6 protein-coding genes are annotated in these 9,623 nt (G+C 26.6%); 2 read left to right on the top strand and 4 right to left on the bottom strand.

The features are described from left to right. Positions 1–498 precede the first annotated feature (498 nt). From ACQPVP_RS07790 to ACQPVP_RS07805, 4 genes are all read right to left on the bottom strand, one after another. Positions 499–2,418 carry an ABC transporter ATP-binding protein gene (locus ACQPVP_RS07790; protein ID WP_430848774.1) on the bottom strand — a complete coding sequence of 640 codons (1,920 nt, stop codon included), beginning with the start codon at positions 2,416–2,418 and terminating at the stop codon, positions 499–501. Further along, the gene (locus ACQPVP_RS07795) at positions 2,408–4,144 is read right to left on the bottom strand and encodes an ABC transporter ATP-binding protein (protein WP_430848776.1); all 1,737 of its coding nucleotides are present in this window, start codon (positions 4,142–4,144) and stop codon (positions 2,408–2,410) included. Before ACQPVP_RS07795 ends, ACQPVP_RS07790 begins: the two co-directional genes overlap by 11 nt. An 81-nt stretch (positions 4,145–4,225) precedes the next feature. Further along, the gene (locus ACQPVP_RS07800) at positions 4,226–4,657 is read right to left on the bottom strand and encodes a MarR family winged helix-turn-helix transcriptional regulator (RefSeq protein WP_430848778.1); all 432 of its coding nucleotides are present in this window, start codon (positions 4,655–4,657) and stop codon (positions 4,226–4,228) included. Positions 4,658–5,081: 424 nt separating this feature from the next. Then, the gene (locus ACQPVP_RS07805) at positions 5,082–5,879 is read right to left on the bottom strand and encodes a DUF368 domain-containing protein (protein WP_430848780.1); all 798 of its coding nucleotides are present in this window, start codon (positions 5,877–5,879) and stop codon (positions 5,082–5,084) included. Positions 5,880–6,063: 184 nt separating this feature from the next. Between ACQPVP_RS07805 and ACQPVP_RS07810 the strand changes: the two genes are divergently transcribed. Then, positions 6,064–7,785, top strand: a complete 1,722-nt coding sequence (locus tag ACQPVP_RS07810; RefSeq protein WP_430848782.1) for an ABC transporter ATP-binding protein — start codon at positions 6,064–6,066, stop codon at positions 7,783–7,785. 11 nt (positions 7,786–7,796) lie between these two features. Then, positions 7,797–9,530 (top strand): ABC transporter ATP-binding protein, encoded by a 1,734-nt coding sequence (locus tag ACQPVP_RS07815; RefSeq protein WP_430848784.1) that lies wholly within the window; start codon positions 7,797–7,799, stop codon positions 9,528–9,530. Positions 9,531–9,623: the final 93 nt, after the last annotated feature.

Below are 9,623 nucleotides of genomic sequence, written 5' to 3' on the forward strand. Positions count from 1 at the left end.
CAAAATCCTTAATATTTCTAATAATATGAATTTTTAAATATTTATATTGCAATTATTACATTTCATTCTGCATTCAGAAAAAGAATAAATTGCATTTTTATTATTTACAAATTTTATAGCATGATATGATCTATCATCACAAAGAAGTAATATCTCATCAAAATTTCTTTTTTTACATTCATCTAAAGCTATATCAATAAGCTTATTAAAAACTCCTATTCTCCTAAAATTAGGATGAAAAACTCCATTTATTTAAGCAGTATTACCTCCAAAATTTGAAATTCCTAAATATCATATTAATTTGTCATTAATATATTTTAACTTACTCTTCATCATTAAATCTCCCTAAGAATACCGTTAATTGAATTATATCCTATTTTTTATTTTTGTATTATTTATATCACTTACGAGTATTTTATTTAAAATATAACTATTAATTCATATAAAAAAAGTGTTAGAAAGATTATATTTATCTTTCTAACACTTTAACTTTATATTTTATTCTAATTCAAAGGCCCCTGTATATAATTGATAGTACTTTCCTTTTTTATCAATTAAATCATCATGATTTCCACGTTCTATTATTCTTCCTTGTTCCAGAACCATAATTACATCTGAATTTTTAACTGTTGAAAGTCTATGAGCTATAACAAATACTGTTCTACCTTCCATTAATTTATCCATACCATCTTGAACTATTGCTTCTGTTCTTGTATCTATACTTGAAGTTGCTTCATCTAGTATTAATACTGGTGGATTTGCTATTGCAGCTCTAGCTATTGCAAGTAACTGTCTTTGTCCTTGTGAAAGGTTTGCTCCATCTCCAGTTATTTTTGTATCATATCCATTAGGTAAATGCTTAATAAATGTATCTGCATTTGCTAATTTAGCAGCTGCATGTACTTCTTCATCAGTTGCATCTAATTTACCGTATCTAATATTATCAGCTATTGTTCCAGTAAATAAGTGAGTGTCTTGAAGTACTATACCAAGGGATCTTCTTAAATCATCTTTTTTAATTTTATTAATATTAATTCCATCATATCTTATTTTTCCATCTTGAATATCATAGAATCTATTAATTAAGTTTGTTATAGTTGTTTTACCAGCCCCTGTTGCTCCAACAAAAGCTATCTTTTGTCCTGGCTTTGCAAATAGAGTTATATTATGAAGAATTGTTTTCTTTTCATTATATCCAAAGTCAACATCATCAAATACCATATCTCCAAGCATTCTAGTATAAGTGATAGTACCATTACTATGTGGATGCTTCCATGCCCATACTCCAGTACGTTCATTTACTTCTTCTATATTTCCATTTTTGTTTATCTTAGCATTAACTAATGTAACATATCCATCATCAACTTCTTGCTTTTGATCTAGCATTTCAAATATTCTTTCTGCTCCTGCTAGTGCCATTATAACTGCATTGAATTGTTGTGACATTTGGCCTATTGGCTGATTTAAAGTTCTTGTAAGTTGAAGGAAAGACGCTAATGATCCAATTGTAAATCCACCAATTCCTCCTATTGCTAAAACTCCTCCTACTACAGCTGTTAAAACATAATTTATATATCCAAGATTACCCATTATAGGCATCAAAATATTTGCAAAAGTATTTGCTTTATCTGAACTATCTCTAAGCATTTCATTTAATTCATCAAACTTAATTTTAGTTTCTTCTTCATGACAAAAGACTTTTACTACCTTTTGTCCTTCCATCATCTCTTCTATATATCCATTTATTTTTCCTAAATCTTGTTGTTGCTTACCAAAGTACATAGCACTTTTTCCGCCGATATTTTTTATTGTTTTAAACATTACAAATATCATAAATAAAGCAACTAAAGTTAAAGGAATACTTAAAATCATCATAGATATAAATACACTAATAACTGTAATTACAGATGAAATAAGTTGAGGTAAGCTTTGACTTATCATTTGTCTTAATGTATCTGTATCATTTGTATAAAGACTCATCACCTCTCCATGTGGATGAGTATCAAAATATCCTATAGGTAGCTTTTCCATATGTTCAAACATATCATCCCTTATTTTCTTAAGACTACCTTGTGCTATAAATACCATCATTCTATTGTAAAGATAAGTTGATAAGGTTCCAGTGTAATATATAACTGCCATAAAGCCTAATACTTTTAATAATGGCATAAAACTCGGATTACTTTGTCCTAAAAATGGAGTTATATAATCATCAATTAATGTCTTTAAAAATAATGTACTTGCTACAGTTGCAAGTGAACTTACTAATATAAGAAACATTACTAATATAAATTTTAATTTATATTCTTTAAATACATAATCTAAAAGTCTTTTTAAAGTTTTCATTGGATTTTTACTTTTTCTCATAGGCCCTGGTCCCTTTGGTCCAAAATTATTTTTCTTATTATTAGACTTCATCAATACCAGCTCCTTTCATTTGTCCTCTATATACATCTTTATATATTTCATTATTTTCTAATAATTCTTTATGAGTACCAATTCCATCTACTTTTCCATCATCTAATACTATTATCTTATCTGCTTCTTCTACCGAAGAAATTCTTTGTGCAATTATTATTTTAGTTACATTTGGAATTGATTCCTTAAAGGCTTTTCTTATTAAAGAATCTGTCTTAGTATCTACTGCACTTGTTGAATCATCTAAGATTAATATTTTAGGATTTTTAAGAAGAGCTCTTGCTATAGTAAGTCTTTGCTTCTGACCTCCTGATACATTTGTACCACCTTGTTCTATATAAGTATCATATTTATCTGGTAGATTTTCTATAAACTCGCTTGCTTGAGCTGCATTACATGCATTAATTATTTCTTCATCAGTAGCTTCTTTATTACCCCATCTTAAGTTTTCTTTAATAGTGCCTGAAAATAATACATTTTTTTGAAGAACCATTGATACAGCATTTCTTAAGGTTTCTATATCATACTTTTTAACATCTACGCCAGCAACCTTGACACTACCACTTGTTACATCATAAAGCCTTGGTATTAATTGAACTAAAGTAGATTTTGCACTTCCTGTTCCACCTATAATTCCTATAGTTTCACCTGATTTAATTTTTAAATTAATATTATCTAAACTTAAATTTTCATCATCATCGCTATAGCTAAAGTTTACATTTTCAAATTCTATTGATCCATCTTTAACTTCAAATATAGGATTTTTTCCATTCTTTAATGTACTTTCTTCTTCTAGAACTTCAACAATTCTTTCTGCTGATGATTTAGCCATTGTTACCATAACAAGAACCATAGATATCATCATAAGACTCATTAGTATATTACCTGCATAAGTAAATAAGCTCATAAGCTCACCAGTTGTCATAGTATTTGAAACTATAAATTTCGCTCCAAACCATGAAAATAAAAGAATTATTGTGTACATAGTAAATTGCATAACTGGTGCATTTAATATAATTAATTTTTCTGCCTTTATAAATTTATCATATAAGTTCTTTGAAGCTTTATGAAATTTATTAATTTCATGTTCTTCTCTTACATATGCCTTAACTACTCTTATTCCAGTTAAGTTTTCTTGAACACTAGCATTTAAATCGTCATATTTTCTAAACACTCTTTTAAAAATTGGATGTGCATTGGATATAATTAAATATAAAGCTATTGATAAAAATATTATTGCTCCTAAAAATATTAATGCCATATTAAAGTTTATATAAAAACTCATAATCATAGCTGATATAAGCATAAATGGTGCTCTAACAAAGGTTCTTATTATCATAAGATAAGCATTTTGAACATTTGTAACATCTGTTGTTAATCTTGTAATAAGTCCTGCTGTAGAATATTTATCTATATTTGCAAAAGAAAAGTTTTGAATATTATAAAACATTCCTTTTCTTAAATTTTTAGCAAAACCAGTTGAAGCTTTTGCACCAGTTCTTCCAGCTGCAGCACCAAAGCTTAATGAAATGAAAGCCATAACCAACATTAGTATTCCAACTATTGTTACATATTTCATATCACCTTTTTCTACTCCATTATCAACTATCATTGCCATTAACACTGGAATAATAACTTCCATTATTACTTCTAATGCTATAAATATAGGTGTTATTATTGAATCTTTTTTATACTCCCCAATATAGCTGGCTAATTTTTTTATCATATTATTCCTCCTTTTTTGTATAAAATAAACTATAAATTATTATTATATATATTGTTAGAACCCTAACAATATATATATAAACTAATCACTTATTTTTTTAGTTAATCTTTCTAAAATAGAAATAAAACTATTTAATTCTTCTTCTGATAGATTATTTTCTATAATTTCTTCTATTTTTTCAATTTCTTTATAAACTAATTTATGAACCTCTATTCCCTTATCAGTCATAATAATCTTTTTAAGTCTTGCATCCTCTGAAACACTTACTCTTTTTATAAGCTCATTCTTTTCCATTAATGTAAGAACACTAGTTACAGATGAACGTCTAATATCAAATTCTTCTTCAATAGTTTTTTGAAATATATCTATTTTAGAAGAATTATTATTTATAAAGCCTAAAATTTTTGCTTGCATACTACTAATTCCATATTCTAATCCTACTTTTCCTATTCTTCTTTTAATCTTATGTGAAAGTATATTAATTTTTCTCCCAATATGTTTAACTTCACTCATTATTATCACCACACTTTTGTTAGACTTCTAACCAATTATATATCTTATTTTTTTTTAAGTCAATAAACTTAAATATATTCTTCTAATAAACCAGCTTAATTTTGATAAGGATAGGATTCTTTTATTTAAAAAAAGAAAAATCACTCTATACTAATATAAAGTGATTTTTACATATTAAAGGATAAGTATGTTAACTAAAGCATCATTTCTTTTATTTGTTATTAAAATTTTTAATAATAAATAAAAGAAATTATTAATATTGTATTAAAGATTATTTTAATAATAACATGCTTTAATTATATTTATATTAAAAACATGTTAAAAATACTTAACATACTTAAATATTTAAAATTATACATATGATTTAACTTTTACTAACTAATCTTATATATTTTTTTATATTCTGCATGCTAGTATTTCTTAGTTACTCATTTCTACTTATATAGTATGTAAATATAAAGCCTAAAATTCCAAGTATTATTCCTATAAGGCTATTTAACCCATCTACTCCTGGGAAAACTGAAAATACTGATCCCAATATAAATCCAAAAATTAAAATATAAGTTTGTTCTGGGAACTTAATTATTAACATCTCAATTATTCTAGCTGTTAATAATGTTCCAATTATTCCACCTAAAGCTATTGGAATTAATACTGGAATATTGAACTGTACAACTGCTGTTATAACAGTATTATAAAGTCCTAAAATATAAAGCATAAATGATCCACTTATTCCCGGTAAAATAAGTGCAACTGCTACTACTACTCCTCCAATGAAAAGCCAAATGAAATTTATAAGGCTTAAGGATGTAATTATTGCTGAAGCATCGTTATTAGGAGTTCCCATCATTAAAACTATTATAATTCCTAAAATTAAATATAAGATGCTTTTTTTATTAAATCCTTTAACTGTAGCTTTTCTAAACATAAGTGGTGCTCCACCCAAAATTACTCCAATAAATAAATATCCTACAGGAATTGGATAATTATCAAATAAAGCTTTTACTATATTACTAAATAAAAATATTCCAACTACAGCACCAATTCCAACTTGTAACAATATTTTATACTGATTCTTAAAATCTTTTAAAATATTATTAACTGCATGAAGCAATTTATCATATATTCCAAGTATCATTGCAATAGTTCCTCCACTTACTCCTGGAACAATTTGTGATATACTAATTGCTACTCCCTTTAGAAAGTTTTTCATAAAATCCATTACTGCACCTCCATTATAAATAATATAATCTATAAAATATTATCACAGTACAGCTTTATTGGTCAAAGATTTAATTAATATTTAAGATATTCTTTATTTTTATAAATTAAGTAATTATTTAATTATTTATTTTTAGTGATATAATGAATATTATTATAAAATTTTATAAAAAGGACTGATTTTATTGTTAAAGCTTATTTACTTTATGAAAGACTACAAAAAAGAAGCAATACTTGGTCCAATATTTAAATTAATTGAAGCTATTTTAGAATTATTAATTCCAATTGTTATGGCTAAAATTATTGATATTGGTGTTGCAAACAAAGATATTCCTTATGTTTATAAAATGGGAGGAATATTAATTCTTTTAGGTGCCATTGGCCTAGCCTTTGCTCTTATATGTCAATATTATGCGTCTATTGCCTCTCAAGGTGCAGGAACCTCAATAAGAAGCCAATTATATAAACATATAAATAATCTTTCTTATACAGAAATTGATGAAATAGGAACCCCTACACTAATTACTAGATTGGTTAATGATATAAATCAAATTCAAACAGGTATTGCTATGCTAATAAGGCTAGGTACTAGAAGTCCATTTATAATTATAGGTTCCACAATTATGGCTATATCTATTGACTTAAAACTTTCAATAATATTTTTAATAACTACTCCATTAATAGCTCTAGTTATTTATCTTGTTATGAGTAAGTCTCTTCCTTTATATAAAGTAATTCAAGGAAAATTAGATAATTTATCTTTAATTACTAGAGAAAATCTTGAGGGATCAAGAGTAATTAAAGCATTTTCTAAAGAAGAAAGTGAAAAGGAAAGATTTAAAGAAGCAACTATTGAATTAGCTAATGCCTCAATTAATGTAGGAAAAATTTCAGCTTTACTTAATCCAATTACATATATGATTATGAATATAGCTATTATAGCTATATTATGGTATGGAGGTATTAGAGTTAATATAGGTTCATTAACTCAAGGTGAAATAATTGCTTTTACTAATTATATAACTCAAATATTACTTTCATTAATAGTATTTTCTCAATTAGTAGTAACACTTACAAAAGGTGCAACTTCAGCAAATAGGGTTTTAGAAATACTAAATATTAAATCATCCATTACTGATAATGAATTTAAATATAATGTAGAAAAAGAAAATAATAATTCTTTAATTGAATTCAGAAATGTTTCTTTTTCTTATAAAGATTCTAATGAGTATTCCTTAAAAGATATTAATTTAAGTATTAATAAAAATGAAACTATAGGTATAATTGGAGGAACTGGTTCTGGTAAAACTACATTAATAAATTTAATTCCTAGATTTTACGACACAAATAATGGACAAGTGCTTATAAAAGGTATAGATGCTAGAAATTATAACCTAAAAGAACTTAGATCATTAATTGGAATAGTTCCACAAAGAGCAGTTTTATTTAAAGGCAGTATTCTAGATAATTTAAAATGGGGTAAGGAATATGCCACCTTAGATGAAGTAACTGAAGCGTTAGAGATATCTCAATCTTATTCCTTTATAGAATCCTTGGAAGAAAAATATAATTCTCCAGTACTTCAAGGTGGTAAAAATTTTTCTGGAGGACAAAAGCAAAGACTTACTATTGCAAGAGCCTTAATTTCAAAACCAGAAATTTTAATTTTAGATGATAGCTCTAGTGCCTTAGATTTCACAACAGATGCTAATTTAAGAAAGGCTTTAAAAGAAAAAACTAAAGATATGACAGTACTTATAGTTTCTCAAAGAGCTAGCAGCATTAAAAATGCTGATAAAATAGTCGTCTTAGATAATGGTGAAATAGCTGGAATAGGAACTCATGATTATCTTCTTGAAAATTGTGAAGTATATAATGAAATATATTCTTCACAATTAAATAATTAGGAGGTGAGCCTTTGAATACTACTATAATAAAAAGAATTTTAAAATATACAAAACCTTATAATAAATATACAATAATTGCTTTTATAAGTGCTGTAATTAATATTAGTCTAACTCTATTAACTCCTATATTAATTGGTAATGGTGTAGATTTTATTATAGGAAAAGGAAATGTTAATTTTTCTAGACTTATACATATATTACTTTTGCTATTAATTAATTTATTATTTTCTGCATTATTTCAACTAATTATGACTAGATGTACTAATATTGTAAGTTATAAAACTATTAAAGATTTAAGAATAGATGTTTTCAATAAGTTAAATGAGTTGCCACTAAAATATATAGATGGAAATTCCCATGGATCTATTATTAATAGTGTTATCAATGATATAGAAATAGTATCTGATGGATTGCTTCAAGGATTTTCCCAACTTTTCACAGGTGTTATTACCATAGTTGGAACCTTATTATTTATGCTATCAATAAATATAAAAATTGCTTTATTAGTAGTTATAATTACTCCTATCTCTTTGTTTACTGCTTCTACAATAGCTAAGAGATGTCAGTCTATGTTCAAAAAGCAATCACAAGTTCGTGGTGAATTAACAGGTTATGTTGAAGAAATGATAGGAAATCAAAAAGTAGTTACAGCCTTTTCTTATGAGGATAGGGCTCAGGAAAACTTTGAAAAAATCAACAAAACATTATATAAATATAGTCAAAAAGCTCAATTCTACTCTGCCCTTACAAATCCAGTAACTAGATTTGTAAATGGAATAGTTTATGCAGCTGTAGGGATTGTAGGTGCAATAAGTGCTATTAATGGGAATTTATCTGTAGGTAATCTTTCAGCATTTCTAAGTTATGCTAACCAATATACTAAGCCCTTTAATGAAATTTCAGGTGTTATAACTGAATTACAAGCTGCCTTTGCATCTGCTAGTAGAGTCTTTAAAATATTAGATGAAGTACCTGAAGTTCAAGATAATGAAAATGCTATTAACTTAGAATCATGTAAAGGATCAGTACGTATAAATAATCTAAGTTTTTCATACAGTGACGATAAATCTTTAATTGAAAACTTTAATTTAGAAGTTAATCCTGGAGATAGAATTGCAATAGTAGGCCCTACAGGCTGTGGTAAAACTACTTTAATTAATTTACTTATGAGATTTTACAATATAAAAACAGGAGAAATTAAAATAGATGATATAAACATTGAAAATATAACTAGAACTAGTACTAGAGGCCTTTATGGAATGGTTCTTCAAGATACATGGCTTTTCTCTGGAACAGTTAGAGAAAATATTGCTTATGGTAAAGAAGATGCAACTTTAGATGAAGTTATTAAAGCTGCAAAATCTGCCCATGCTCATAAATTTATTATGAAACTACCTAAAGGTTACGATACTATACTTTCAGAAGATAGTTCTTTATCTCAAGGAGAAAAGCAACTATTATGTATAGCTAGAATTATGCTTTCAAAACCATCTATGTTAATTTTGGATGAAGCTACTAGTAGTATAGATACTCGTACAGAAATTTATATTCAAAAAGCTTTTAATAAATTAATGGAAGGTAGAACTTCATTTATCGTTGCTCATAGACTTTCAACTATTCGTGAAGCAGATTTAATTTTAGTTATGAAAGATGGGAAAATCATAGAACAAGGAAATCACAAAGATTTATTGAAGGAAAATGGATTTTATGCAAATTTATACAATAGTCAGTTTGCTACAACATAAAAGAGTTACCATAAGGCCAATGTCACTTAGTTAACATTATGGCAGCCTAATAAAAACATGAAGCTATCGCTATCTGTATAAAAAATCCGCTAG

Source organism: Clostridium nigeriense (assembly GCF_050585265.1).
GTDB classification, from domain to species: Bacteria; Bacillota; Clostridia; order Clostridiales; family Clostridiaceae; genus Clostridium; species Clostridium nigeriense_B.